The organism is Bradyrhizobium acaciae (assembly GCF_020889785.1).
Taxonomy (GTDB): Bacteria; Pseudomonadota; Alphaproteobacteria; order Rhizobiales; family Xanthobacteraceae; genus Bradyrhizobium; species Bradyrhizobium acaciae.
This window is the reverse complement of the sequence record NZ_JACMYK010000104.1, coordinates 1-25,636: the sequence shown is the minus strand read 5'-3', so window position 1 is coordinate 25,636 and position 25,636 is coordinate 1. Positions and strand designations below refer to the sequence as shown.

Annotated in this window: 28 protein-coding genes, 1 tRNA gene and 1 pseudogene; 15 read left to right on the top strand and 15 right to left on the bottom strand. The window is 63.8% G+C overall.

What is annotated here, in order from left to right:
- The 4 genes and pseudogenes from lptB to ptsN form a co-directional block, all read left to right on the top strand.
- The coding region (lptB, locus tag H8A92_RS29370) for an LPS export ABC transporter ATP-binding protein (RefSeq protein WP_229198982.1) at positions 1-812 on the top strand (812 nt) is incomplete at its 5' end.
- 90 nt (positions 813-902) lie between these two features.
- Positions 903-2,557: pseudogene (gene rpoN / locus H8A92_RS29365) on the top strand (RNA polymerase factor sigma-54).
- 185 nt (positions 2,558-2,742) lie between these two features.
- Positions 2,743-3,342, top strand: coding sequence for a ribosome hibernation-promoting factor, HPF/YfiA family (hpf, locus tag H8A92_RS29360; RefSeq protein ID WP_163153961.1), 600 nt, complete (start codon positions 2,743-2,745; stop codon positions 3,340-3,342).
- 231 nt (positions 3,343-3,573) lie between these two features.
- Complete coding sequence (ptsN, locus tag H8A92_RS29355; RefSeq protein ID WP_016843543.1) at positions 3,574-4,035, top strand: PTS IIA-like nitrogen regulatory protein PtsN; 462 nt, start codon at positions 3,574-3,576, stop codon at positions 4,033-4,035.
- Positions 4,036-4,153: 118 nt separating this feature from the next.
- On the opposite strand, the gene H8A92_RS29350 is transcribed toward ptsN, so the two are convergent.
- Positions 4,154-4,792, bottom strand: a complete 639-nt coding sequence (locus H8A92_RS29350) for a TetR/AcrR family transcriptional regulator (RefSeq protein WP_229198981.1) — start codon at positions 4,790-4,792, stop codon at positions 4,154-4,156.
- Between the two features lie 435 nt (positions 4,793-5,227).
- Here H8A92_RS29350 and H8A92_RS29345 point away from each other — a divergent pair, with 435 nt between their 5' ends.
- The 3 genes from H8A92_RS29345 (at position 5,228) to H8A92_RS29335 (ending at position 8,871) form a co-directional block, all read left to right on the top strand.
- A complete protein-coding gene (locus H8A92_RS29345) occupies positions 5,228-6,031 on the top strand; it encodes an SDR family NAD(P)-dependent oxidoreductase (protein WP_050424116.1) in 804 nt (267 codons plus the stop codon).
- Positions 6,032-6,067: 36 nt separating this feature from the next.
- Entirely contained in the window at positions 6,068-7,198 is a 1,131-nt protein-coding gene (locus tag H8A92_RS29340; protein ID WP_229198980.1) for a DUF5938 domain-containing protein, read from the top strand.
- Positions 7,199-7,341: 143 nt separating this feature from the next.
- Positions 7,342-8,871, top strand: a complete 1,530-nt coding sequence (locus H8A92_RS29335; protein WP_229198979.1) for an AMP-binding protein — start codon at positions 7,342-7,344, stop codon at positions 8,869-8,871.
- Positions 8,872-8,878: 7 nt separating this feature from the next.
- Here H8A92_RS29335 and H8A92_RS29330 read toward each other — a convergent pair whose 3' ends face one another.
- A complete protein-coding gene (locus H8A92_RS29330; RefSeq protein WP_229198978.1) occupies positions 8,879-9,436 on the bottom strand; it encodes a cytochrome P460 family protein in 558 nt (185 codons plus the stop codon).
- Positions 9,437-9,709: 273 nt separating this feature from the next.
- Between H8A92_RS29330 and H8A92_RS29325 the strand changes: the two genes are divergently transcribed.
- The gene (locus tag H8A92_RS29325) at positions 9,710-10,048 is read left to right on the top strand and encodes a DUF6665 family protein (protein ID WP_229198977.1); all 339 of its coding nucleotides are present in this window, start codon (positions 9,710-9,712) and stop codon (positions 10,046-10,048) included.
- Between the two features lie 82 nt (positions 10,049-10,130).
- Here H8A92_RS29325 and H8A92_RS29320 read toward each other — a convergent pair whose 3' ends face one another.
- The 8 genes from H8A92_RS29320 to H8A92_RS29285 form a co-directional block, all read right to left on the bottom strand.
- Positions 10,131-10,397 (bottom strand): BQ00720 family protein, encoded by a 267-nt coding sequence (locus tag H8A92_RS29320; protein ID WP_029082491.1) that lies wholly within the window; start codon positions 10,395-10,397, stop codon positions 10,131-10,133.
- Positions 10,398-10,447: 50 nt separating this feature from the next.
- Positions 10,448-10,873, bottom strand: a complete 426-nt coding sequence (locus H8A92_RS29315; protein ID WP_021082592.1) for an Hsp20 family protein — start codon at positions 10,871-10,873, stop codon at positions 10,448-10,450.
- A 170-nt stretch (positions 10,874-11,043) separates the two neighbouring features.
- A complete protein-coding gene (locus tag H8A92_RS29310) occupies positions 11,044-12,126 on the bottom strand; it encodes a sn-glycerol-3-phosphate import ATP-binding protein UgpC (protein ID WP_229198976.1) in 1,083 nt (360 codons plus the stop codon).
- Complete coding sequence (gene ugpE, locus H8A92_RS29305) at positions 12,126-12,974, bottom strand: sn-glycerol-3-phosphate ABC transporter permease UgpE (protein WP_229187477.1); 849 nt, start codon at positions 12,972-12,974, stop codon at positions 12,126-12,128. Before ugpE ends, H8A92_RS29310 begins: the two co-directional genes overlap by 1 nt.
- The gene (gene ugpA / locus H8A92_RS29300) at positions 12,974-13,855 is read right to left on the bottom strand and encodes a sn-glycerol-3-phosphate ABC transporter permease UgpA (protein WP_050424108.1); all 882 of its coding nucleotides are present in this window, start codon (positions 13,853-13,855) and stop codon (positions 12,974-12,976) included. Before ugpA ends, ugpE begins: the two co-directional genes overlap by 1 nt.
- A gap of 161 nt (positions 13,856-14,016) precedes the next feature.
- Positions 14,017-15,333: a sn-glycerol-3-phosphate ABC transporter substrate-binding protein UgpB gene (ugpB, locus tag H8A92_RS29295; protein WP_229198975.1), complete on the bottom strand. Its 1,317-nt coding sequence runs from the start codon at positions 15,331-15,333 to the stop codon at positions 14,017-14,019.
- Between the two features lie 264 nt (positions 15,334-15,597).
- Positions 15,598-16,803 (bottom strand): CaiB/BaiF CoA transferase family protein, encoded by a 1,206-nt coding sequence (locus tag H8A92_RS29290; RefSeq protein ID WP_229198974.1) that lies wholly within the window; start codon positions 16,801-16,803, stop codon positions 15,598-15,600.
- A 188-nt stretch (positions 16,804-16,991) separates the two neighbouring features.
- Complete coding sequence (locus tag H8A92_RS29285) at positions 16,992-17,417, bottom strand: organic hydroperoxide resistance protein (protein ID WP_024584324.1); 426 nt, start codon at positions 17,415-17,417, stop codon at positions 16,992-16,994.
- Between the two features lie 154 nt (positions 17,418-17,571).
- On the opposite strand from H8A92_RS29285, the gene H8A92_RS29280 reads away from it, so the two are divergent.
- Positions 17,572-18,033, top strand: coding sequence for a MarR family winged helix-turn-helix transcriptional regulator (locus H8A92_RS29280; protein ID WP_229198983.1), 462 nt, complete (start codon positions 17,572-17,574; stop codon positions 18,031-18,033).
- Positions 18,034-18,057: 24 nt separating this feature from the next.
- On the opposite strand, the gene H8A92_RS29275 is transcribed toward H8A92_RS29280, so the two are convergent.
- From H8A92_RS29275 to H8A92_RS29260, 4 genes are all read right to left on the bottom strand, one after another.
- Complete coding sequence (locus H8A92_RS29275) at positions 18,058-18,246, bottom strand: hypothetical protein (RefSeq protein WP_229198973.1); 189 nt, start codon at positions 18,244-18,246, stop codon at positions 18,058-18,060.
- Positions 18,247-18,355: 109 nt separating this feature from the next.
- Positions 18,356-18,592 (bottom strand): GIY-YIG nuclease family protein, encoded by a 237-nt coding sequence (locus tag H8A92_RS29270; RefSeq protein ID WP_229198972.1) that lies wholly within the window; start codon positions 18,590-18,592, stop codon positions 18,356-18,358.
- 141 nt (positions 18,593-18,733) lie between these two features.
- Positions 18,734-18,809: transfer RNA gene (locus H8A92_RS29265), tRNA-Ala, on the bottom strand.
- 95 nt (positions 18,810-18,904) lie between these two features.
- Entirely contained in the window at positions 18,905-19,309 is a 405-nt protein-coding gene (locus tag H8A92_RS29260; RefSeq protein ID WP_163153987.1) for a TIGR02300 family protein, read from the bottom strand.
- A 146-nt stretch (positions 19,310-19,455) separates the two neighbouring features.
- Here H8A92_RS29260 and aroA point away from each other — a divergent pair, with 146 nt between their 5' ends.
- Positions 19,456-20,793, top strand: coding sequence for a 3-phosphoshikimate 1-carboxyvinyltransferase (gene aroA / locus H8A92_RS29255; RefSeq protein WP_229198971.1), 1,338 nt, complete (start codon positions 19,456-19,458; stop codon positions 20,791-20,793).
- Complete coding sequence (gene cmk, locus H8A92_RS29250; protein ID WP_229198970.1) at positions 20,790-21,419, top strand: (d)CMP kinase; 630 nt, start codon at positions 20,790-20,792, stop codon at positions 21,417-21,419. The genes aroA and cmk overlap by 4 nt, the downstream gene beginning before the upstream one ends.
- Here cmk and H8A92_RS29245 read toward each other — a convergent pair.
- The gene (locus tag H8A92_RS29245) at positions 21,416-21,769 is read right to left on the bottom strand and encodes a hypothetical protein (RefSeq protein WP_229198969.1); all 354 of its coding nucleotides are present in this window, start codon (positions 21,767-21,769) and stop codon (positions 21,416-21,418) included. The genes cmk and H8A92_RS29245 overlap by 4 nt on opposite strands.
- A 39-nt stretch (positions 21,770-21,808) precedes the next feature.
- Here H8A92_RS29245 and rpsA point away from each other — a divergent pair, with 39 nt between their 5' ends.
- From rpsA to H8A92_RS29225, 4 genes are all read left to right on the top strand, one after another.
- Entirely contained in the window at positions 21,809-23,518 is a 1,710-nt protein-coding gene (gene rpsA, locus H8A92_RS29240) for a 30S ribosomal protein S1 (protein ID WP_076863580.1), read from the top strand.
- Between the two features lie 284 nt (positions 23,519-23,802).
- Complete coding sequence (sppA, locus tag H8A92_RS29235) at positions 23,803-24,780, top strand: signal peptide peptidase SppA (RefSeq protein ID WP_229198968.1); 978 nt, start codon at positions 23,803-23,805, stop codon at positions 24,778-24,780.
- 184 nt (positions 24,781-24,964) lie between these two features.
- Positions 24,965-25,294, top strand: a complete 330-nt coding sequence (locus tag H8A92_RS29230; protein ID WP_146986275.1) for an integration host factor subunit beta — start codon at positions 24,965-24,967, stop codon at positions 25,292-25,294.
- An 88-nt stretch (positions 25,295-25,382) separates the two neighbouring features.
- The coding region (locus H8A92_RS29225; protein WP_229198967.1) for a lipopolysaccharide assembly protein LapA domain-containing protein at positions 25,383-25,636 on the top strand (254 nt) is incomplete at its 3' end.

The following is a 25,636-nucleotide window of genomic DNA, read 5'->3' as shown; positions in this document are numbered from 1 at the left end:
CGCGGTCCCAGCCGGCTGCTGCGCCCGCTCCAGCGCGTGCGAGGCCCGCCCGTAACAACGCCGCTGCTGCGCCGCAGCTCATCAAGCGGCCGGGTTATCTCGCCGTGCACAGCGTCGAAAAGAGCTTTGGCAGCCGCCAGGTCGTGCGTGGCGTCAGCATCTATGTTCGCCGCGGCGAGGCGGTCGGCCTGCTCGGGCCCAACGGCGCCGGCAAGACCACCGTGTTCTACATGATCACCGGCCTGATCAAGGCCGATCGCGGCGCGATCGAGCTCGATGGCCACGACGTCACCAAGCTGCCGATGTATCAGCGTGCACGCCTCGGCATCGGCTACCTGCCGCAGGAAGCCTCGATCTTCCGCGGCCTCACGGTCGAGCAGAACATCCGCGCCGTGCTCGAGGTCGTCGAGCCTTCGAAGAAGAAGCGCGAGCACGAGCTGGATTCGCTGCTCGACGAATTCAACATCACGCGGCTGCGCAAGAGCCCGTCGATCGCGCTGTCCGGCGGCGAGCGCCGCCGCGTCGAAATCGCGCGCGCATTGGCGACGCGGCCCAATTACATGCTGCTCGACGAACCGTTCGCCGGCATCGACCCGATCGCGGTCGGCGACATTCAGGACCTCGTCCGCCACCTCACCAACCGCGGCATCGGTGTGCTCATCACCGACCATAACGTCCGTGAGACGCTCGGCCTGACCGACCGTGCCTACATCGTCTATGCCGGTGAGATCTTGACTGAGGGCAGCCCGGAGGAGATCGTTAATGATCCGGATGTACGCCGGCTTTACCTTGGCGAGGAATTCCGCCTTTAGCCCAAAAATTGCATCCGTCAAGCCGTGTACAAGCTTCACGGACTAAGATAAGCAAGAATCGAGCCAACTTTCAGGGTCGATCTTGCCTCCATGGCGCTGACGCAAAGACTAGAGTTCCGCCAGTCGCAGTCGCTGGTGATGACGCCGCAGCTGATGCAGGCGATCAAGCTGCTGCAGCTGTCGAACCTTGATCTGTCGACCTTTGTCGAGGAAGAGCTGGAGCGCAACCCGCTGCTTGAGCGGGCCGCCGACGGGCCGGAACCGCCGGTGGCGGGCGAGCCGGCCATGGAGCGGCCGGACTACGGCGATTCCGACGGTTCCAACAATTATGGCGACGACGGCGACGCATCCGACATGGCCGCCGGTTCGGGCGGCGAGGCCGCCTTTGAGCCCGGCCAGGAGGAGTGGCTGAACCGCGACCTCGGCACCCGCGCCGAGATCGAGCAGACGCTCGACACCCGTCTCGACAATGTGTTTTCCGAGGAGCCGGCGGAGGCTGCTGCGCGCGCGCGCAGGACGCGCCACCGTCGGTCTATACCGAATGGGGCGGCGGCGCCTCCAGCGACGACGAATACAATCTCGAAGCCTTCGTGGCCGCCGAACTGACACTCGCCGATCACCTCGCCGAACAGCTCGCAGTGGCGTTCTCGGCGCCGGCGCAGCGCATGATCGGGCAGTATCTGATCGATCTCGTTGACGACGCCGGCTACCTGCCGGCCGATCTCGGCCAGGCCGCCGAGCGGCTTGGCGCATCGCAGCAAGCGGTCGACGAGGTCGTCGCGGTGCTGCAGAAATTCGATCCGCCGGGCGTCTGCGCGCGAAACTTGAGCGAGTGCCTGGCGATCCAGCTGCGCGAGCTCGATCGTTACGATCCGGCGATGCAGGCGCTGGTCGAGCATCTCGACCTGCTCGCCAAACGCGACATCGCAGGCCTGCGGAAGCTCTGCGGTGTCGACGATGAAGACATCACCGACATGATCGCGGAGATCCGCCGGCTCGATCCGAAGCCCGGCCTGAAGTTCGGCGCCTCGCGGACGCAAACCATGGTGCCTGACGTCTATGTGCGTCCGGGCCCCGACGGCGGCTGGCATGTCGAGCTCAACAGCGACACTCTGCCACGCGTCCTGGTCAACCAGACCTATTACTCTGAGCTGTCGAAGACGATCCGCAAGGACGGTGACAAGTCGTACTTCACCGACTGCCTGCAGAACGCGACCTGGCTGGTGCGCGCGCTCGATCAGCGCGCCCGCACCATCCTCAAGGTGGCAACTGAAATCGTTCGCCAGCAGGATGGTTTCTTCACCTATGGCGTCGCACATTTGAGGCCGCTCAATCTGAAAGCGGTGGCGGACGCGATCCAGATGCACGAATCGACGGTGTCGCGCGTCACTGCCAACAAGTACATGGCGACCAATCGCGGCAGTTTTGAATTGAAGTATTTTTTCACCGCGTCGATCGCGTCCGCCGACGGCGGCGAGGCGCATTCGGCCGAAGCGGTGCGACACCATATCAAGCAACTGATCGACGGCGAGGCGCCGTCGGCGATCCTGTCCGACGACACGATCGTGGAACGTTTGCGCGCTTCGGGCATTGATATCGCCCGCCGCACCGTTGCAAAGTACCGCGAGGCGATGCGGATACCATCCTCGGTGCAGCGCCGCCGTGACAAACAGAGCATGCTCGGCAATGCCCTTTCGGCCCCAGCCTCCTCGTCCGACCGGTCGCGCGATACAGCCCCCGTTTAGGTTACTTCTTGAGCGGGACCCCGTTCGAGTACGGGCGCGTTCATGCGCTCGTTGCGTTCGCGTCAAATCGGGATAGTCTCAATTGTTCCAGGTGAAGCGTCGTCCTGCCAGGGAGGTGACCGGAAGCCCAGCAAGCATCATGCTCCTGCAAGAGTGATCGAGGCATCCAGCAATTGAGGCATCAAATGACCCTTCGAATCTCGGGAAAGAGCATCAGCATCGGCGAGGCGCTTCGGGCGCGCGTCAGCGAGCGCACCGACGAGGTCCTGCGAAAGTATTTTGATGGCAACTATTCCGGTCACATCACGCTGAGCAAGGATGGCTTCGGCTTCCGAACCGACTGCGCGCTGCATCTGGATTCCGGCATTACGTTGGAAGCCGAATCAAACGCCGCCGATGCCTATGCCAGCGCCGATGTCGCGCTGCTGATGATCGAGAAGCGCCTGCGCCGCTACAAGAGCCGGCTCAAGGACCGCTCTGCCCGCAAGACTTACGCTGCGACGGCGGCGCTCGCCGAACTGAACGGCGCCGGGCTCGACGCGCCGAGCTACGTCATCGAGGCGCCCGAGAACGAGGACGAGGTCACCGAATACAGCCCGGTGATCATTGCCGAGGCAACCACCGCGCTGAAACGGCTGTCGGTCAGCGAAGCCGTGATGGAGCTCGATCTGACCGGCGCCTCCTGCCTGGTGTTCCAGCATGGCGGCAGTGGCCGGTTGAACATCATATACCGCCGTACGGACGGCAATGTCGGCTGGGTAGATCCGCCCGCGGTGAGCCCCTGAGGATATATGGCAGATGGCATTGACGTCCGAAGCCAGCCCTGCTTATGGTCCGCCGCCTCCAGGAATAAGGGGGACGGAACAGGGTTCGCAGCTGTTGGCACCGCCGATACGTTGGAGTAGAAGCCCTGCCAACCGGACCCGGGCTAAGCCCGCATCCCACCTCATCTTCTTGACGCCGCCGCTGTAAAGCCTATTTCGCAACCTGACGGTCATTCACCTCGGAACGTCCCAATGCCGATTACCGATCTGGTCGCACCCGAGGCGATACTCCCGGCTTTGAAAGTCATCAGCAAGAAGCAGGCGCTGCAGGAACTCGCCGCGCGTGCTTCGGCTCTGACCGGGCAGAACGAACGCGCCATCTTTGAGGTGCTGCTGCAGCGCGAGAAGCTCGGCACCACGGCGGTCGGCTATGGCGTCGCCATTCCGCACGGAAAGCTGCCCAAGCTGGAAAAGCTGTTCGGCTTCTTCGCCCGCCTCGAGCGCCCGATCGATTTCGAGGCGATGGATGGCCAGCCGGTCGATCTGATCTTCCTGCTGCTGGCGCCCGAAGGCGCCGGCGCCGATCATCTCAAGGCGTTGGCGCGCATCGCCCGCCTGCTGCGTGACCAGGACGTCGCCAAGAAGCTGCGCGCCTCGCGCGACGCGCAGGCGATCTATTCGGTGCTCGCACTGCCGCCGGCGAGCGCGGCGTAAGCATCCGCGTCAGCGAATTCGTTCGCGTAACCGTCACCAGAGCATAATCGATGTGTAACGTGACGACGCGCGCCCCGTTGGCTCCTCCGGGCTACGAAGCTGTGTACGCCGCAATGTCTCAGCAGATTGTCGGCAGCAAACGACGAACTTCGTCAAGCAGGTCCGGAACGGCCTTCTCATCATTCGCGAGATGCCTGAGCAGCGCACTCTGGAACAGGCCGTCGAACAGGGCATAGAGCGCGGCCGGTGACGACGCCGGCCGCTTGTTGCCGAGCTCGGCGTAGCGCGTGGCGATGCGCCAGATCATCGCTTCGAGGCTCTTGTCGATCTCGAGCACGTCCTTGCGAAACGCCGGCTCGAACATCGCCTGCGAACGCAGATCGTACCAGAGCCGATGCATGCGCGCTTCGTTCTCGAGCGTTGCCGCGAGCTTGGCGAGGAAGCCTTCGGTCAATTCGTCGCGGCTGCGTGCCGTCGTCACCACCTCGTCATATCGCGTCACGCATTTCGCCTTGTAGTGGCGGACGCAACAGCAGATCAGATCGAGCTTGTCGCTGAAGTAGTAGTGAAACACGCCGTGCGTGAATGCGGAGTTCTGCGCGATCTCGCGCAGGCTCGTGCGCGCGAAGCCGAGCTCGCCAAGCGTTTCGAGCGCGGCCTCCGCAAGCTCGATGCGCCGTGCGTTGAACTTCTCGTCGCGCAGCGTCTCGGCCGCTACGGCCACGCGCTGGGCCGCTCCTGTCGCTTGACGCGCCATCCGGTGCCTATCCTCTGTCTCTTCCTGCTAGAGCCTATTCCGTTCCGATTGAATCGGAACGGGGCTCTAGATTCTTGTTTGACGCGTTTTCTTCACGCGAACCGGAATCCACTTCGCTTGAAAACGTTCTGAGCAACTATACCGCGGCGACTGCGGTGTGCTCCATCCCTTCACAATCATCCTCTTTGACACTTGTCAAATTCAGGCTTGACAAGTGTCAAGTCCCTGGACGAGGGTTGGGTCAATAATTTGGACAACCGTCAAGACGGCTGACCAATCGACAAAGCAGGAGGAAACGCATCGCCGGGCGCGCCAACGCTGCGCCCCGCCGACCCCGGCCGCCACCACCAATACGCTCAGACCATGCAGGCCGCCGGCCGGCGCTGCCGCCGGCTGCGGCACTGATCAATCACCAAGCAAAGGGAGGACTACGTCATGAGTGGGAAGAGCCTTGAAGGGAGGAAAGCCCTGGTCACCGGCGGCGCCCGGGGGATTGGCGCAGCGATCGCGCAGGCGCTGGCGCGGTCCGGTGCCGCGGTCATGATCGGCGATATTCTCGACGATGCCGGCAAGGCGACCGCCGCCGAGATCGCCAAGGCCGGCGTGAAGACCGGATTTGCAAAACTCGACGTCACCGACGACGCGCAATGGGAGCGGGCTGCGGCCGCGACGGTCGAAACCCTCGGCGGCTTCGATATCCTGATCAACAATGCCGGCATCGAGATCACCTCGCTGGTCGCCGACATCAAGGCCGAGGACGCGCGCCGCATGTGCGACGTCAACATCGTCGGCACCGTGCTCGGCATGAAGCACGCCTTCCGCGCGATGCGGCCGGGCGGCGCGGCGGGCAAGGGCGGCGCGGTCGTCAACATCGCATCCGTCGCTGCGACGATCGCTTTCCCGAGCATCGCCGTCTACTCCGGCACCAAATCAGCGGTCGATCGCATGACGCGCGTCGGTGCGATGGAAGCCGGCAAGCTCGGCTATGGCGTGCGCGTCAACTGCATCTATCCCGGTCTGATCCCGACCGACATGGGCCTGCAACTCGCCAATGACATCGTCAAGATCGGCCTTGCGCCCGACGTCAATGCCGCGGTCGGTTCGGTCGTGGAGCAGACGCCGCTCGGCAAGCTCGCCGAGGTCTCCGACATCGCCGACGCCGCGGTGTTCCTGTGCTCGAACGACGCCCGCTTCATCACCGGCATCGGCCTGCCGGTCGATGGCGGCATGGGCATGTAGCAACAAGGTCGACAACAAGCATTTCGGAGGATCGCAATGAGCGAGAAGAAGCCCGTCATCGTCTATGGCGCGTCCGGCTACACCGGCCGACTGGTCTGCGAGTATCTGCGCGAGTACAACATCCCCTTCATCGCCGCCGGCCGCAGCGCCGACAAGCTCAACGCCGCGATGAAGTCGAACGTGGCCGGCATCGAGACCGCCGACTACGAAGTGGTGACGGTGCCGCACACCACTTCGGCGCTGACCGAACTGTTCAAGGGCGCCTCGGTGGTGCTCAACACCGTGGGCCCGTTCGCCAAGTTCGGCGTCGAGGTGGTGCAGGCTTGCCTCGCTGCCAAGTGCCACTACACCGACACGACCGGCGAGCAGGATTGGCTGATAATGCTCGAGCAGGAGTTCGGCGCGAAGTTCGCCAATGCCGGCCTGCTGCTGGCGCCCGGCATCGCGCAGATGTACACCACCGGCGAGATCGCCGCGCAGCTCTGCCTGGAGACGCCCGGCCTCGACACGCTGGATATCGCCGTGTTCTGGGGCGGCAGCCCGACCATCGCCTCGACGCAGACCATCCTGGTCAACGCCGCGATGGCCAAGGCTTACTACCTGGAGCAGAACAAATACGTCGAGCATCAGCCCGATGCCGGCCTCACCAACCTCGCCATTCCCGGTCAGCACGAGCTGGCGCTGGCGTTGCCCTGGGGCGGCACCTCGCACCCGGTATGGTTCAAGCGCGATCCGCGCGTGGCCAACGTGAAGGTGCTGGGCGGCGTGTTCAACCGCGCGCTGATGCTGGGCGTGCCGCAGATCGTTGCCGCCGCGCTGGAGGCGACCAAGGGCATGAAGCCCGCCGAGCGCTACGCCGCGTTGGCGCAGACCGCTGCCGGCGTGATGAACACCATGCCGCCGCGCGAGAACCCGCGCGTCAACAAGTCGATGGATTCGGTGTATGCCTCCGGCCCGCTGGGGCGCGCGCACTGCGTCATCTACGGCAACAGCAACTACAAGCAGACCGGCATGCTGCAGGCCTTTGCTGCGGCGTACCTGCTGCAGCAACCGCCCAAGCGCGTCGGCTTCGCTTCTGGCTGCCAGGCGTTCGGCCATCACGAACTGCTCGGACAATTGCGTAGCTTCGGCCTGGTCGGCAAGCCGGTCCTGACGGTGCACGATTAAGCTTGAGCCCCGATCCGATCGGGGCTCAACACTCCGTTCCCTGAAGCGTTTTCGTCAAACGGGCCCGCATCCAATTTGCTCGAAAACGCTCTACCCGCGGGTGACGCATCGCGCGTCACCCGCATCCTAGCGCGAGACCCGCCATGCGCTTCATCGATTATCTCGATAAGGGTGCCTCGCTCGGCGCTGATGCGCCGTGCTTGACCATGGACGGACGCGACCTCAGCTATGGCGAAGTCCAGCGGCTGAGCTACCGGATCGCACGCGGGCTCGAGCGGTCGGGCATCGCTCCCGGCGATAAGGTCGCAATCCTGTCCGGCAACGATCCGCTCGCCTTTGCCTGCGTGTTCGGCATCTCGCGCGCCGCCGCGGTGTGGTGCCCGATCAATCCGCGCAACGAAGCGGCCGAGAACAAGTTCATCCTTGACCAGTTCGATTGCAGCCTGCTGCTGTTTCATTCCAGCTTTGCGCCGATGGTCGAGGCCGTCAGGCAGGATCTGCCGAAGCTGCGCGCGCTGGTCTGCCTCGATACCGAGCTGCCGTTCGCGCCGTCCTTCGACCGCTGGCTCGTTGGGCTCGCCGACGATCGCTATCAGCGCGACACGATCGACGATCTCGCGATGATCCCGGGCACCGGCGGCACCACCGGCAAGCCGAAGGGCGTGATGCTCTCGGGGCGCAACATCGAGGCGATGACCGCGCTGACCCTGATGGGCTATCCGTTCAAGGGCCGCCCGGTCTATCTCGCGCTGGCGCCGCTGACGCATGCCGCCGGCGTGCTGTGTTTTCCGATCATGACGCTCGGTGGCCGCGTCGTGATCATGCATCACCCTGACATCGGCGAGTTCCTGGCGCTGATCGAGCGCTATCGCGTCACCCACACGTTCCTGCCGCCGACCGTGATCTACATGCTGCTCGATCATCCCAGGCTCGACGCGGCCGATCGCAGCTCGCTGCAATGCTTCTGGTATGGCGCGGCGCCCATCTCGGCGACGCGGCTCGCGGAGGCCTTGCAGCGGATCGGGCCGATGGCGCAGCTGTTCGGCCAGACCGAGGCGCCGATGATGATCTCGATGATGGCGCCTGCCGATCACTACAATCCGGACGGCTCGATCGCACTGGAGCGTCTCTCCTCCGCAGGGCGGATCGGCCCGCTGGTGCAGGCCGGCATCATGGATGGCGACGGCAAGCTGCTGCCCGCAGGGGCGCGCGGCGAGATCGTGGTGCGCGGCTCCCTCGTCATGGAAGGCTACTACAAGAACCCGGAGGCGACACGCGAAGCCTCGGCGCATGGTTGGCACCACACCGGCGACATCGGCTACATCGACGGTGACGGCTACCTCTTTATCGTCGATCGCGCCAAGGACATGATCATCACCGGCGGCTTCAACGTCTACTCGATCGAGGTCGAGAATGCGTTGCGTGCCCATGAGGCGGTGCAGGATTGTGCGGTCATCGGATTGCCCGATGCCAAATGGGGCGAACGCATCGTCGCCGTGGTGCAGCCACGCGCCGGCCACACCGTCGATCCAAACGCGCTGGCCGCCTTCGTCAAACAGCAGATCGGCAGCATCAAGACGCCGAAGCAGATCGAGGTCTGGGACGATCTGCCGCGTTCCAAGGTCGGCAAGGTGCTCAAGCCGGATATCCGCGTGCGACTGACAGAGCGCTAGCTTGCGTTCACCTCTTGCCGTACTCGGTGAAGACGTAGTCGCGGTTTTGTACCACGGTGTGGCAGGCATACCCGCACTTGGCGTCGTTCTCCTGTGGCGGATTGTCCGTCGTGTTGGCAGGCCTGAACACATCAGACGCCGGGTCATACTCGAACGCGCCGTATCCCCAGCCGCCGCTGTCTGCGAACCGCTTGCTGTCCTTCACCATGAAATCGACGTCGTGCTGGGCGCCCGGCACCGTCGGCTGACCGGGATACGCGTCCTGCTTTTTCGGAATCCAATGGATCTTCGCCATCCTGGCGCCATCCGGGAACGGCTTGCCATTGCCGGGCACGCCCTCCCGGTAGGCGCCGATCATCGCCGGATTGCCCAGGATCACGGCGATGACGCCTTCGTTCTCGCTGATCGCGATCACGGACCAGTCCTCGTATCCCCTGAACTCGGAGAACGCGAGCCCGTTCGGCACCTGCAGACTGTATTTGTCCTGCGCGGAAATCGCGACACCAGTCGCGACAACGGAAATCGACACTGAAGCAACGAGATTGATCAGCAAGCTCTTCTGCATGCTCGGATCTCCTTCAATCGATTTGGCGGTTAATTCTCGCTGGAAATTCCTTTGTCGCATTGGGTTTCACGGGAACCAATTACAGCACGGAATTGCGCAGAGCGAAATGGAGCGGCGCTCACGGTCCGGTGCCCAAAGCTCGCAAAAAGAACAGCTCAAATTGAGCGGGCCTTCACCTGGCGCGATCGAGGGCGCGAGCACCTATTGACAAGCGGCGGGTCCCGCCAGAAGACGGACGTGCGCAACATTGCGCGTGCGAACCTGGGATGGCCGATGTCCCGAGACTTTCGCCTTGATCGCGTTCCCGTCGACGTTCTCGCTTACGAGCTCGCCGAAGAGAGAGCGAGTGCGCTCGGACGAATGGGCCGCGCGCTGGAACAGGCGCTCGCCAAATTGCGCGAGTTCGACGTCGAGCATCCGCCCTCTGAAGCAAGGCAGCAGGCCCGCCGCGTGCTGGTGCGGGAAGCCGGCCATGCGCTCTGGATGTTCGTGGTGCAGCGGGAGGCCTGCGGGCTGCGCAACAACCGCATGCTGATGCGCGACTATGGCGTTCCCGGCGAGGTGCAGCTCAGCATGGGGCCGATGATCGCCACATCGACAACATCGTCATAAAAAATGCGCGGGCCGCCTCGGTGTCGAGGCATGCCCGCGCATCGTATTCGCGGTGCTGAAATTCAGCCGTCTGTGGGCAGCGTCAGTGGACGCTGACGGCCTGCAACTCGTTGCTCCAGGCGTTGGCGATCGCGGCTTCGCGGCTGTCTGTCAGCATGATCGGCGTGCCGTCGGCGGCATGCAGCGCGAACAGCTTGAGGCCCGGCGCGATCTTCGGCGCCTGCGGAAAGAGATCTGGCACGTCCTCGGAACGAACCTGCTTCACATAGGCGATGTGGCCCTCGCCCAGATGAGCCAGCGCTTCCGGCGTGACGCTGTCGGATTGGTAGATGATACTCGCTTCACTCATGGTCTCGACTCCTCAGTCAGATAAGCGGTCGAGTCCGCTCGTTGTTTCTATTATTCGTGCTCATTGATAGCGATTGTCTTAATGACCCGTTCAGGTTCTGGTCTGGCCAGATCGATCGACAACAGCCCGTTCTTCAGATCCGCGCCCAGCACCTGCATCCCCTCCGCCAGCACGAAAGTGCGCTGGAAGTGGCGCGCGGCAATGCCGCGATGGATGTATTGCCGAGCCTTGTCGTCCTGCTGGCGGCCGCGGATGACGAGCTGATTTTCCTCAATAGTTACATCGAGTTGGTCGCGGGTGAAGCCCGCCACCGCCAACGTGATGCGCAACCGCTCAGGCTGCCCGTTGGTACGGTCGCACCGCTCGATGTTGTACGGAGGATAGCCGTCGGCGCCCTTCACGACGCGGTCGAGCGCACGCTCGATCTCGTCGAATCCCAGAAGGAACGGACTGGACAACGATGGAACACGAGACATTACAAAGTCCTCTCGAAGCGACTTTGAGGGGCCCTTGCGGCACCCCATGCAACCGGCGGGCCGCTTGCCCGTCGGTCAGTGAGGGATATGGGGGCGATCTGGATAGCGTTCAAGCAGCCCCGAAACCAGCCTAAACGCCCGCAACATGAGGGTAAATTCTTCCCGATCGGTTACGGGCCGACGCGCTTGCGGCCGTCGGCGGTAAAAAGATGCAGTTTGTCGCGGGGGGCGACCGCCCGGATTCGCTCGCCGATCGCAGGTCCGGTGGTGCCGGGAACCCGGACGATGACCTCGCCGGGCGGCAGCTCGCCCGGATTGGCGGCAACGCCCTGCTCCTCGCGCCGGCGGCTGCCGTAGACGAAGGTCTCGGCGCCGACATGCTCGATCGCCTCGACCGTCAGGCCGAGCGCGACGCCGCCGGATGCGGTCTCGCCGGTGATCACGAAGTCCTCTGGCCGGATGCCGACGATGCCGGCGCCATCGGCGCCCGCGATCTGGGAGGTCAGCTCGTCCGAGCGCAGCGGCATCAAATTCATCGGCGGGGCGCCGATGAAGGAGGCGACGAAGGTGGTCGCCGGCTTCTGATAGATATCCAAGGGATTGCCGATCTGCTCGACCTGGCCGCCATTCATAACCACCAGGATGTCGGCCAGCGTCATCGCCTCGAGCTGGTCGTGGGTGACGTAGATCGAGGTGGTGTTGAGCCGGCGCTGCAGCTTGCGGATCTCGACCCGCATCGCGATGCGCAGCTTGGCGTCGAGGTTCGACAGCGGCTCGTCGAACAGGAACACTTTCGGCTGGCGCACGATGGCGCGGCCCATCGCGACGCGCTGGCGCTGGCCGCCGGAGAGCTGGCGCGGCTTGCGCTCCAGCATCGGCGAGAGCTCAAGCACGCGCGCGGCTTCTTCGACCCGGGTCCTGATCTCGGCCTCGGCCATGCCGCGGTTGCGCAGGCCGTAGGCCATGTTGTTGTAGACGCTCATATGCGGATAGAGCGCGTAGTTCTGGAACACCATCGCGATGTCGCGATCGGCGGGCTCGACCTGGTTGACGACGCGGCCGCCGATGTCGATCTCGCCGCCGGTGATGGTCTCGAGCCCCGCAACCATGCGCAGCAGCGTGGACTTGCCGCAGCCGCTTGGTCCGACCAGCACGCAGAACTGGCCGTCGCCGACGTCGACATCGACGCCCTTGATGGCTTCGAAGCCGCCGGGATAGGTCTTGCGGACGCTGCGCAGCGTGACGTTGGCCATTACTTCTCCGTCTCCACCAATCCGCGCACGAACAGTTTCTGCATCACGACGACGACGAACACCGGCGGCAGCATCGCGAGCAGCGCGGTCGCCATCACGACAGGCCATTCGGTCAGCGCGTCGGTCGTGGTGATCATCTTGCGGATGCCGACCTGGATGGTCTGCATGTCGTCGCGCGTGGTGATCAACAGCGGCCAGAGATACTGATTCCAGCCGAGGATGAAGAGGATCACGAACAGCGCGGCCATGTTGGTGCGCGACAGCGGCAACAGCGTATCCCAGAAGAAGCGGAACGGGCCCGCGCCGTCGATCCGCGAGGCCTCCAGCAATTCATCCGGCACAGTCATGAAGAATTGCCGGAACAGCAGCGTCGCGGTGGCGGAGGCGATCAGCGGCAGCGACAGGCCGGCATAGCTGTCGAGCAGATGCAGATCGGCGACGATCTTGTAGGTCGGATAGATGCGCACCTCGACCGGCAGCATCAAGGTGATGAAGATGGTCCAGAAGATCGCCATCCGGAACGGAAAGCGGAAATACACGATCGCATAGGCCGAGATGATCGAGATCGCGATCTTGCCGACCGCGATCAGGAGCGCCATGATCAGCGAGTTCAGCATCATGTTGAGCACCGGCTCGCGGGTCGAGCCGCTCGTGCCGACAAACAGCGTCTGGTAGTAGGTCTCGAGGAAATGGCCGCCGGGCAGCAGCGACATCTGGCCGTTGGCGATGACGGCATTGTCCTGGGTCGAGGCGACGATGGCCAGATACACCGGGAAGGCGACGATCGCGATCCCGATCCACAGGATGGCGTGAGCCAGATAGCGCTGGAAGCCCTCCTCCTCGACCATCAGTAGGTCACCTTGCGTTCGACGAAGCGGAACTGGATGCCGGTCAGCACGACGACGATGACCATCAGGATGACCGATTGCGCCGCCGACGAGCCGAGATTGCCGCCGAGTAGGCCGTCCGTGTAGACCTTGTAGACCAGCGTTTCGGTCGCCTTGCCGGGGCCGCCGCGGGTCATCGTGTCGATGATGCCGAAGGTGTCGAAGAAGGCGTAGACGATGTTGATGACCAGCAGGAAGAAGATGGTCGGCGACAGCAGCGGGAAGATCACGGTCCAGAACCGCCGCATCGGGCGGGCGCCGTCGATCGCAGCAGCCTCGATCACGCTCTTCGGGATGCTCTGCAGCCCGGCGAGGAAGAACAGGAAGTTGTAGGAGATCTGCTTCCACGCCGCGGCGAGGATGATCAGGGCTGCCGCCTGGTCGCCGTCGAGCAGCGGATTCCAGTCGACGCCCATGGCGCGCAGATAGCGCGACAGCACGCCGAGCGAGGGGTGCAGCATGAACACCCAGAGCACGCCGACCACCGGCGGAGCCACCGCATAGGGCCAGATCAGCAGCGTGCGGTAGAGCGTCGAGCCGCGCAGCGGCTTGTCGGCCATGACGGCGAGCAGCAGCGCGAACGACAGCGAGGACACCGCGATCGCGAACGAGAACGCGAAGGTCCTGACGATCGCGGCGAAGTAGGCCGGGTCCTTGAACAGTTCGAGATAGTTCTCGAACCAGACGAAACTGGTGGAAAGTCCGAAGGCGTCCTGCAGCAGGAAGGATTGGATCACCGCCTGCGCGGCCGGCCAGTAGAAAAAGATCAGGACGATCGCAAGTTGCGGGGCAACCAGCGCGTAAGGCAACAGCTTTGATTGGAAAATCGCTTGCTTTTGCATGGTCTCGGAAAAATTGGCAGGCCGCGCGCTTGCGGCCTGTCGGTTGCCTAAAGCATGACCCGGAAAAGTGCGAAGCGGTTTTCCGAAACGATCATGCTCAAACAAGAAGCCAAAGCGCGGTGACGATTCAACTCGATCTCACCGCGCTTTGGCGCATCATGTCAGTGGACGGCGGTCTTTTCAAACTGCCGCAACATCTGGTTGCCGCGCTCGACGGCCGAGTCTAACGCCTGCTTGGCGGTCTTCTTGCCGGCCAGCGCCTGCTCGATCTCCTCCGACCACATGTCGCGCAGCTGCACCATGTTGCCGAGGCGCAGACCGCGGGAGTTCTCGGTCGGTTCCTTGTTGGTGAGTTCGAGCAGCGGGGTCTCCAGATAAGGCTGATCCTTGTAGAAGCCCTCTTCCTTGGCCTTGGCATAGGCGGCCTTGGTGATCGGCAGGTAGCCCGAGGCCTTGTGGATCCAGATCTGGCGATCGGTGTCCGACAGGAAGGTCAGGAACTTGGCCACGCCCTTGTATTCCTCGGCCGACTTGCCGCCCATGATCCAGAGCGAGGCGCCGCCGATGATCGAATTCTGCGGCGCGCCCTTGGCGTCGGGATAATAGGGCATCGGCGCTGCGGTGAAGTTGAACTTGGCCTGCGCCTTGACGTTGCCGAAGAACGCCGACGAGGTCAGATAGATCGGACATTCGCCCGAGGTGAAGCGGCCTTCGCCGGTGTTGGTGCGGCCGGCATAGTCGTAGGTCTTGTCCTTTTGCAGCTCGACCAGGTTCTCGAGATGCTTGACCTGGAGCGGGCCGTTGAATTCGAGCACGGTGTCGAAGCCGTCGAGGCCGTTGGCCTTGCTGGCGAGCGGCACGTTGTGCCAGGCCGACAGCTGTTCGAGATTGACCCAGGTGACCCACGAGCCGGAGAAGCCGCAGGTGGTGTAACCGGCCGCCTTCAGCTTCTTGGCGTCCTCGAACACTTGCGGCCAGGTCTTCGGGATTTCGGCGATGTTGGCCTTCTTCAGCGCGTCGAGATTGACCCACATCACCGTCGACGACGAGTTGAAGGGGAACGACAGCATCTCGCCCTTGGAGGTCGAGTAGTAGCCGGTGATCGCGGGGAGATAGGCGCTCGGATCGAACTTCTCGCCGGCATCGGCCATCAGCTTGTAGACCGGTTTGACGGCGCCTGTGGCGGCCATCATCGTCGCGGTGCCGACCTCGAACACCTGCATGATGTGCGGCGCGTTGCCGGCGCGGAATGCGGCGATGCCGGCGTTCATGGTGTCGGCGTAGCCGCCCTTGTAGGTCGGGATCACCTTGTAGTCGGATTGCGATGCGTTGAAGTCGTTGGCCAGCTTGACGATGACGTCATTGTTGGCGCCGGTCATCGCGTGCCACCACTGAATCTCGGTCACCGCAAATGCAGGCGACGCGAATGCGAGCGTAGCGGCGGCTACAGCGGCAGCGCCAAGTCGTCGAAAAATCATCAAAAGCCCCTCCCGGTTGGAACGTCATCTTTCGTTGCGCGCGTTATCAGCGCCGGATGACGTTCAAATGACCGTATAAACGAAAGCCATCGTAGGGGGGAAGCCGCGACAAAGGGAAGCGGTAAAAAAGGCGGAGATCGCGGCCGGCTCCGTGCGGTGCCACGCCGGACGCGACGTTGCACCGCAGGACTGACATGTAGTCGCCGGTTTGAACCGGCGCCTGCCCCGCACCAAGTGCGGGACGGGCTTTGCTCGAATACGTGGTCAGCGCTTACGCTGGGGACCGCAGACCACGCCCTTTTCAACCAGGCCGGTGATCTCATCCCTGGAGTAGCCGAACTCGCCCAGCACCTCCGCAGCGTGCTGGCTGAACTTCGGCGGCGTGCGGCGCAGGCTCGGCTTGGTGCGTTCAAGACGGATCGGCGAGGCGACGCCCTTGTACCAATCCTTCTCGATGACGTCGCCGCGATGGATCGTGTGCGGGTTGGTCAGCGCCTGGTCGATCTTCTGCACCGGGCCTGCCGGCAGACCGGCGGCGAGCAGCCGATTGCACAGCGGCTCGGCCTCGTGCTGGCTGAAGACAGCGGCAAGCTCGGTCCGCAGCGCATCGCGGTTGGCGATGCGGTCCTTGTTGCGGGCAAAGCGCGGATCGGTGCCGAGCTCGGGCTTGCCGATTTCCTTGGCGAGCTTGCGGAAGGTGCCGTCATTGCCGACGCCGATGAAGATGTTGTCGGTCTTGGTCGGGAAGATCGCATAGGGCACGAGGTTCGGATGCTCGTTGCCGGTAAGCGACGGCGGCTTGCCATGCATGAAATAGTTCGCTGTGTGCGGATGCATGATCGCCAGACCCGTCTCGTACAGCGTGGTCTCGATGAACTGGCCGAGCCCCGAGCGCTGGCGCTCCGACAGCGCCATCAGGATGCCGATCGCCGCATAGAGCCCGGTGGTGATATCGACCAGCGGCACGCCGATGCGCATCGGTCCGCTCTCCGGCGAGCCGGTGGCGGCGATCATGCCGGTCATCGCCTGGATGATCGCGTCATAGCCGGGATTGCCGCCGCGCGGGCCGTCGGCGCCGAAGCCGGAGATCCGGCAATGCACGAGGCGCGGAAATTTGGCGCGCAGCACGTCGTTGCCGATACCCCATTTGTCGAGCGTGCCCGGCTTGAAGTTCTCGATCAGCACGTCGGCGGTCTCGAGCATCTTCATCAGCACCGCGCGTCCGCCCTCGGAGGCGAGGTCGAGGCCGATCGAGCGCTTGTTGCGGTTGATGCCGACGAAATAGGCTGCGTCTTCCTCATGGAAGGGAGGGCCCCAGTCGCGCACCTCGTCGCCGGCGGGCGGCTCGACCTTGATCACGTCGGCGCCGTGGTCGGCGAGAATCTGGGTGCAATACGGGCCGCCGAGCACGCGCGTCAGATCGATCACGCGCAGTCCGGTCATCGCGCCCGTGGCTGCTGGGGTATTCATGGAAACAACCTTCGCTCAGTTGGGATCGGATAACGAGGGTCCCAGAGCTAACGGTCTTCAGGCGGAGCAGCAATGCTTCCGTCGGCGCAGGCCCATGCAGCAGGCGGCGCGTGCGTTCGCCAAGCGAACCGGCATCTGAAAAGCAATGGTCTGCCACGGATCGTGGCGGACCATTGCGCGATGTGGAATTAGACCACGGTCAGCTTGACGTCGACATTGCCGCGGGTGGCGTTGGAATAGGGGCACACCTGGTGGGCCTTCTCGACCAGCGCTTCGGCGTCCGCGCGGGACAGGCCGGGCAGCGAGACAGCGAGGTCGACGGCGAGGCCGAAACCGCCTTCCGAGCGCGGGCCGATGCCGACCGTCGAGGTCACCGCGGCGTCGGCGGGAACCTTGGGGCCACCCTGCGAGGCCACGAACTTCATGGCGCCGATGAAGCAGGCGGCGTAGCCCGCCGCGAACAGTTGCTCCGGATTGTTGCCGGCGCCGCCGCCGCCACCGAGCTCCTTGGGGGTGGTGAGCTTGACGTCGAGCGCGCCGTCGAGGGTTGCCGCATGGCCGTCGCGGCCGCCGGTTGCCTTGGCGCTGGTCTTGTAGAGCACGTTCACAGACATCGTGGTCTCCCTTGGTTTCGATGATCTATGTACTGCATACAATCGAATTGCGCACAACATAAATTATGCGGCCTCACATTTAATTGTTCGCAATTGAATTCGCGGTCGCGTTAGCCCAGAATGACCCGGAAACGAGATGGATTCGATGACGATCATGGTCAGGAAACAGACGGCGGCGGATCAGGCGCTGCGGCTCGACAACCAAATCTGCTTTGCGGTCTATTCGACCGCGCATGCCTTCAACCGCGTCTACAAGCCGCTGCTCGACCGGCTCGGGCTGACCTATCCGCAATATCTCGTGATGCTGGCGCTATGGGAGCGCGACGACGTGCCGGTGAAGGACCTCGGTGAACGCCTGTTCCTGGATTCCGGCACGCTGACGCCGCTCCTGAAGCGGCTGGAGGCCGCGGAGCTGATCAGGCGGACCCGCAGCACCGAAGACGAGCGGGTGGTGCTGATCGCACTGACACAGCAGGGACAGGCGCTGCGCGAAAAGGCCAAGGCCGTTCCGCAGTCGATTCTTGCGGCCTCGGACTGCACCGTCGGCGAGTTGCTGGCGATGAAGGATGAGATCGTCGCACTGCGCGACCGGCTCAATGCGGTGCTGGGAGAGTAGGGGCCGTGGCACGCGGCGCGGCCGTCATGGCAGCACCGGCACTCTGCAAGTTGCGCACTGGAAATCGCTGCCGCGCTCGTCGCGACGAATCTCGAAGCCCTCCGGGATCAGATCGATCCGGTTTCTGAAGGGGGTGACTTCCGAAAGCTGGGCATGGCCCGTGCGCTGGCACCTCGGGCACCGCAAGAATTCCGTCCAGGTGGAATTGCTCATGGCTTGGGGTCCGTTGACGCCGAACAGGGTAGCAGCCAATGGAGTGCCGGACTTTGTTCTGGATCAAAAACGGCGGGGCGCAGACCGTCGCGCTGCGCGATCAGGGCGGTCAGAGGCGCTTCTTGGCGAAGGCGCGGCCGGATGTCGACTTCAGATATTTTTCAAAAGTAGCGGCCTGCTTCTCGTCGCTGAAGGCGACGTAAGTCTTCAGCCGCCAAGGCCCATATTTGGATGTATGGGGCACCTCGCCAGCATTGTGCTTGGCCAGCCGAGCTCGCAGGTCGTCTGTGAGACCGCCGTAGAAGTGCAGGCTGTCGAGGCTTTCGAGAACGAAGACGTATTTCATGACGCTCCCCGCGCGGCGAATGGGGAGCATGCTAACGCATTTGAATTCGGTGAGAGCCCGGCTTCGCCCTTCGGGCAACGCCGCGGCAGCCTTCGCTACGATAGGGCTTGCCGAGCCGTAGCTGGCGAAGCCAGCGAAGGCTGGTGGAGCCAGGCGGGATCGAACCGCCGACCTCTTGCATGCCATGCAAGCGCTCTCCCAGCTGAGCTATGGCCCCTTATCCAGTTGGGATGATCCTGGGGGATCAATCCCGGTCCGCGCGGCCTAAACGACTCGCGCGGGAGCACCGTTGATCATAGATCGGCGCCGATCTCAAGTCTCTTCGTCACCGCCGACGTCACCAATGATGTCGGTCACGTCCTCATCGCCCTCTTCCTCGTCGGCGATGAAGGTCGAATCGTCGTCGTCATCGTCGTCGATGGTCTCATCGACCTCGATATCGTCCTCGGATTCGGGAACCTGGGCCTTGACCTTCCCGGTGTTCTCCTCGGCATCGGCCTCCTCAAGCGAGACCATTTCTTCGGTCTCGGCCGCCTCGGGCTCGGCTGCGGTTGCCGGCGAATTCACGGGCGCGCCGCGTCCCCGCGGCGGGGCGACCGGCGCGATCGGCACGACCTCGCCGGTGTAGGGCGAAATCACCGGATTCTTGTTGAGGTCGTAGAACTTCTTGCCCGTGGTCGGGCAAATGCGCTTGGTTCCGAGCTCGGACTTGGCCAACGTGGTCATCCCAGAATTTTGCTGAAAAACGGTGCTTCACTTGGCTAGTTGAGCAGCCGCTGTCAATAGCGGTTTGCGCGCAAGTGACGGGCGCGTGACGCGGTGTTGCCTATGTGATACCTGCCGCGGCGCGAGAGGACACAATCTTGGCCCATTCTGACACCCCGACCCCGCTGGAATCGCGCGCCTGCGGCCCCCTGGCCGGCAAGGTCCGCGTTCCCGGCGATAAATCGATTTCCCACCGTGCCCTGATCCTGGGGGCGCTTTCGGTCGGCGAAACCCTGATTTCCGGCCTTCTGGAGGGCGAAGACGTCCTCAATACCGCCAAATCCATGCGCGCGCTCGGCGCCAGGGTAGAGCGGACGGCGCCGTTTACCTGGTCGGTCGCAGGCGTCGGCGTCGGCGGCTTCGCCCAGCCCGCTGCTCCGCTCGATTTCGGCAATTCCGGCACCGGCTGCCGGCTGGTGATGGGCGCGGTGGCCGGCTGTCCGATCGCGGCCATTTTCGACGGCGACGCCTCGCTGCGCTCCCGCCCGATGCGCCGGATCCTCGACCCTCTGGAGCTGATGGGCGCCCGGACCAGCGATATCGGGGAGGGCGGCCGGCTGCCGCTCACCCTGCACGGTGCCCGCTATCCGGTGCCGATCGTCTACAAGACGCCGGTCGCCTCGGCCCAGATCAAGTCTGCGGTGCTGCTGGCGGGCCTGTCCGCGCCCGGCATCACCACCGTGATCGAGCAGGAGGCGAGCCGCGACCACACCGAACTGATGCTGAAGCATTTCGGCGCCGAGATCTCCTCCGAAAACGAGGGCCGCCATGGCCGCAGGATCTCGCTCAACGGCGAGCCCGAGCTGCACGGTGCAGAGGTCGTGGTGCCCGCCGATCCGTCCTCGGCGTCGTTCCCGATCGTGGCGGCGCTGATCGTCGAAGGGTCCGACGTCGTGTTCTCCGACGTGATGACCAATCCGCTGCGCACCGGCCTTTTCACGACGCTGCGCGAAATGGGCGCCTCGATCGAGGAGAGCGGCGTGCGCGGCGATGCCGGCGAGCCGATGGCGCAATTGCGCGTGCGGGCCTCGAAGCTGAAAGGCGTCGAGGTGCCGCCGGAGCGCGCGCCGTCGATGATCGACGAATATCTGGTGCTGGCGGTTGCGGCTGCGTTTGCCGAAGGCACCACGATCATGCGCGGCCTGCAGGAGCTGCGCGTCAAGGAATCCGATCGTCTCGAAGCGACCGCGGACATGCTGCGCGTCAACGGCGTCAAGGTCGAGGTTTCCGGCGACGATCTGATCGTCGAGGGCCGCGGCCACGTTCCGGGTGGCGGTCTCGTCGCCACCCATATGGATCATCGCATTGCGATGTCGGCGCTGGTGATGGGCTGCGCTTCGGATCGGCCGGTGAAGGTCGACGACACCGCCTTCATCGCCACCAGTTTCCCGGACTTCATTCCGATGATGCGCGCACTCGGAGCTGACTTCGCATGATCATCGCCATCGACGGACCCGCCGCCTCCGGCAAGGGCACGCTCGGCAAGCGGCTCGCCCACCACTACGGCTATCGCCATCTCGACACCGGCGTGATCTATCGCGCGGTGGCTTACGCGATGATGGCGCAGGGCGCGGACCTCAACGATGAGGCGCTGGCCGTGACCATCGCGCTCGAGCTCGACCCCGAGAAATTCGGCAACCCGATCCTGAAGACCCAGAAGGTCGGCGAGGGCGCGTCGGTTGTGTCGGCCTTCCCCAAGGTGCGCGAGGCGCTGGTGAACTTCCAGCGCCAGTTCGCCGCCGATCCGCCCGGCGCGGTGCTGGATGGACGCGACATCGGCACGGTGATCTGCCCGGATGCCGACGTGAAGATCTTCGTGGTCGCCGACCCCCGCGTGCGGGCGCGGCGGCGCACGCTGGAGGCGCGTGCCCGCGGCGAGGATGCCGACGAGCAGGCGGTGCTGGCCGACATCCTCAAGCGCGACGAACGGGACCAGAGCCGGGCGATCGCGCCGTTGCGGCCGGCCGCGGACGCCCACACGCTGGACAATTCCAACCTCGATATCGAGGCTGGCGTTCGCGCCGCCATCGCGATCGTCGAGGCGGCGCGCGCCAAGCGCTAGACAAGCGCCGGAATCGTCGGCATCGGAGGGCCCTTTAGGCCCGAAAGCCCAGCAAAATGGGGCATTTCCTGCTTGCCGAAAGCAGCTCCCGGGGCTATATCAGCGCCGTTCGGAGCACCATCGACCATGTCGAGGCCGTGTCTGAGCGGGCCGGCGATGGGTTTTAGCCCTTGCCGCATCTGGAGGAACGCCCGCTCCCAGGCTTTGCAGTCGATATTTTCGTAATCAGGCTCCGGATCAATCAAACGTACCGAACGTGCAGTTTTGCTGCCGGCCCGCTGTTGCACCTCCTGCAATGAGCGGCCGTCAGGGTTTGCGGAACCCTGACACTTCACGCGCGGTGCGCCCATCAACCCGAACTGCCGGCAAGAATCCGCACTGGAGATCAAATGGTTTCGAATTCTGCGTCTTCTTACACCCCGACCCGCGACGACTTCGCGGCGATGCTTGATGAGTCCTTTGCCGGCGGCAATCTGCAGGAAAGCTCGGTCATCAAGGGCAAGGTGGTTGCAATTGAGAAGGACATGGCCGTCATCGACGTCGGCCTGAAGACCGAAGGCCGCGTCGCGCTGCGCGAATTCGCCGGCCCCGGCCGTGAAAGCGACCTGAAGGTCGGTGACGAAGTCGAGGTGTTCCTCGACCGCATCGAGAATGCGCTCGGCGAAGCCGTGCTGTCGCGCGACAAGGCGCGCCGCGAGGAAAGCTGGGGCAAGCTCGAGAAGGCGTTCCAGAACAACGAAAAGGTCAACGGCGTCATCTTCAACCAGGTCAAGGGCGGCTTCACGGTTGACCTCGACGGTGCGGTGGCCTTCCTGCCGCGCTCCCAGGTCGACATTCGTCCGATCCGCGACGTTGCGCCGCTGATGAACAACTCGCAGCCGTTCCAGATCCTCAAGATGGACCGCCGCCGCGGCAACATCGTGGTGTCGCGCCGCACGGTTCTCGAAGAGACCCGCGCCGAGCAGCGCCAGGAGCTGGTGCAGAACCTCGAAGAGGGTCAGGTGATCGACGGCGTGGTCAAGAACATCACCGATTACGGTGCGTTCGTTGATCTCGGCGGCATCGACGGCCTGCTGCACGTGACCGATATCGCCTGGCGCCGCGTCAACCACCCGACCGAGGTGCTGACCATCGGCCAGACCGTGAAGGTCAAGATCATCAAGATCAACCACGAGACGCACCGCATCTCGCTCGGCATGAAGCAGCTGCTGGACGATCCATGGCAGGGCATCGAAGCCAAGTACCCGTTGGGTGCGCGCTTCACCGGCCGCGTCACCAACATCACCGACTACGGCGCGTTCGTCGAGCTCGAGCCGGGCATCGAAGGCTTGATCCACGTCTCCGAGATGTCGTGGACCAAGAAGAACATGCACCCCGGCAAGATCGTTTCGACGTCGCAGGAAGTCGAAGTGCAGGTGCTGGAAGTGGATTCGGTCAAGCGCCGCATCTCGCTCGGTCTCAAGCAGACCATGCGCAATCCCTGGGAAGTCTTCGTCGAGAAGTTCCCGGTCGGCTCGACCGTCGAAGGCGAGGTCAAGAACAAGACCGAGTTCGGTCTGTTCCTCGGTCTCGACGGCGACGTCGACGGTATGGTCCATCTTTCCGACCTCGACTGGAAGCTTCCGGGCGAGCAGGTCATCGACAACTTCAAGAAGGGCGACATGGTCAAGGCCGTGGTGCTCGACGTCGATGTCGAGAAGGAGCGTATCTCGCTCGGCGTCAAGCAGCTCGAAGGCGACCCCTTCGCCGAGCCGGGCGACGTCAAGAAGGGCGCGGTCGTGACCTGCGAAGTGCTCGAAGTGAAGGAAAGCGGCATCGAGGTTCGGATTTCGGGCACCGAGTTCACCACCTTCATCAAGCGCTCCGAGCTGGCGCGTGATCGCAACGACCAGCGCGCCGAACGCTTTGCCGTCGGCGAGAAGGTCGATGCCCGCGTCATCCAGTTCGACAAGAAGGCCCGCAAGGTGCAGGTCTCGATCAAGGCGCTGGAAGTTGCCGAAGAGAAGGAAGCCATCGCGCAGTACGGCTCCTCCGATTCGGGAGCGACGCTTGGCGACATCCTCGGCACCGCGCTGAAGAACCGCGGTACCGACAAGTAAGTCATCGCCGATTGAGGCGAGCAATTGGGGCCCCGGCGCAAGCCGGGGCCTTTTTTGTTTGAAGCTATGCTGGTTGCCCGTAGCGCGGATGGGCGGAGCGAAATCCGGGGCTCTATCCCGGCGATGGACTTTCCGGATTGCGCTCCGCTCCATCAGGGCTACGGATAAGCGCGGGGCCTTGTTTTCTTCAAATTGCGCCGCAATTGATGTATTTGGCTAAGCAGATAGTGACGCTGCGACTGCAAAACGCGCGGATTGCGCGCTGACTATTCTGGAGAGATCGGATGTCGCTGGATTCAGATGTGATCGTCGACCGCCGCCGTATCAGGCGCAAGCTGACGTTCTGGCGCGTCGCCGCTGCGGTCATTGCGATTGCGGCGATCGTCGGCGTGGGTGTGATCGCCGCCGGCGGGCGCGGCAGCTTCTCGACCTCGAACGCGATCGCGCGGATCAACATCGATGGACTGATCCGCAGCGACCAGGAGCGCGTCGAGGCGCTGGAGCGGCTCGGCAAGTCGAGCTATGCGGCCGTTGTCGTGCACATCAATTCGCCCGGCGGCACCACCGCGGGCTCCGAGCAGCTCTACGACTCGCTCATGCAGTTGAAGGCGAAGAAGCCGCTCGTCGTGGTGGTCGAGGGATTGGCTGCCTCGGGCGGCTACATCACGGCGATCGCCTCCGATCATATCGTCGCCCAGCAGACCTCGCTGGTCGGCTCGATCGGCGTGCTCTTCCAGTTTCCGAACGTTTCCGAATTGCTCAAGACCGTCGGCGTGAAGATGGAGGAGATCAAGTCCTCGCCGCTGAAGGCCGCGCCCAATGGCATGGAGCCGACCAGCCCCGAAGCCCGCGCCGCGATCGAGGGCCTGGTCAAGGATTCCTATGCATGGTTCCGTGGATTGGTGAAGGAACGGCGCGGCATGGACGACGCCCTGCTGGAGAAGGTTGCTGACGGCCGCGTCTTCACCGGCCGGCAGGCGGTCGATCTCAAGCTGATCGATCAGCTCGGGGATGAGAAGACCGCGATTGCCTGGCTGGTCGCGGAGAAGAAGATCAAAAGCGACCTGCCGGTGCGCAATTACAAGCTTAATCCGCGGTTCGGCGACCTGACCTTCCTGCGCAGCGCGGCGTCGATGACGCTCGATGCGTTCGGCCTGGGCGCCATCGCGCGGCGGATCGAGCAGGGCGGCATGGCCCAGGCGGTCGAGCGTTTCGGGCTCGACGGCATGCTGGCGCTGTGGGCCCCCGGAGGAACCAACTAGTCGGCTGTCCAATGCGTGCTTGGGCGTGCTCATCAGGCTATTCCCGCTCTGCGGGAATCGGCACATGCCCCAATTGGGCTATTTGTCACGCGATTTCACGGCGCCCTAAATCGATTTAGCGTCTTGACAGTGCACGGCATTTTCACGGAAATGGGTTTCCGCAAGAGCCCGGATCCCACTTTCGATGATCAAATCCGAACTTGTTCAGCGTATCGCCGAGCACAACCCGCACCTCTATCAGCGGGATGTCGAGAATATTGTGAATGCAATTCTCGATGAAATTGTCGCGGCGCTGGCGCGTGGCGACCGCGTCGAGCTGCGTGGTTTCGGCGCTTTCTCGGTGAAGCATCGCCCGGCTCGTGCCGGTCGTAATCCACGCACCGGCGAGCATGTGCCGGTCGACCAGAAGAGCGTGCCGTTCTTCAAGACCGGCAAGGAAATGCGCGAGCGTCTCAATCGCGACGAGGCCGAGGCGGGAGCCTCCAGGATCGACGCGCCCAAGGCTGACGCCTGACAAGGCCGACGCCTAAGGCGCGACGACAGGCGTTTGCCGTGCTGCGGGTGATGTGCCCGCACCTTCTCCATCGCTGCGAGAGATGGTCATGCGAAAGTTCTTCACGGCAGTCGTCGTCATTCCGCTCGGACTGATCTTCATCATCTTTGCAGTCGCCAACCGTCACTGGGTGACGGTGTCGTTCGACCCCTTCAACTCTGTGACGCCGACGGTTGCGGTCACACTGCCGCTGTTCGTCGTCATCATCGCCTCGGCCATCCTCGGCGTGATCGCCGGCGGCATCGCGACCTGGTTCCGGCAGGGGCGCTGGCGCCGCGCCGCCCGGCAGCACGAGGCCGACGC